The organism is Peribacillus sp. SIMBA_075 (assembly GCF_046534585.1).
The window spans coordinates 1-252 of sequence record NZ_JAWRYN010001139.1 but is presented as its reverse complement, the minus strand read 5'-3'; the positions used below and the strand labels follow the sequence as shown (position 1 = coordinate 252).

At 40.1% G+C, this 252-nt stretch carries 1 protein-coding gene; it reads right to left on the bottom strand.

What is annotated here, in order from left to right:
- Positions 1-252: winged helix-turn-helix domain-containing protein (locus SB775_RS31865; protein WP_410865291.1), on the bottom strand; the 252-nt coding region annotated here is incomplete at both ends.

Genomic DNA, 252 nt, shown 5'->3' with positions numbered 1-252 from the left:
CCGCAGTCTTTGCACCATAATATCAACCGCTCTCGTATTTCCGATATACTCAAACCCCCATACTTTCTCAAGTAACTCATCTCTCATAAATACACGCTGCGGATTTGAAACAAACAACTGACATAAATTAAACTCTCTGTACGTTAACTGAATTTCTTGTCCACTAACATGTACCTTTCTTTCCTTAGGACAAATCGTTATCTCTCCTGCCCCAATTACTTCATGACTTACCGTTACCTCTGCCTTCTTCAC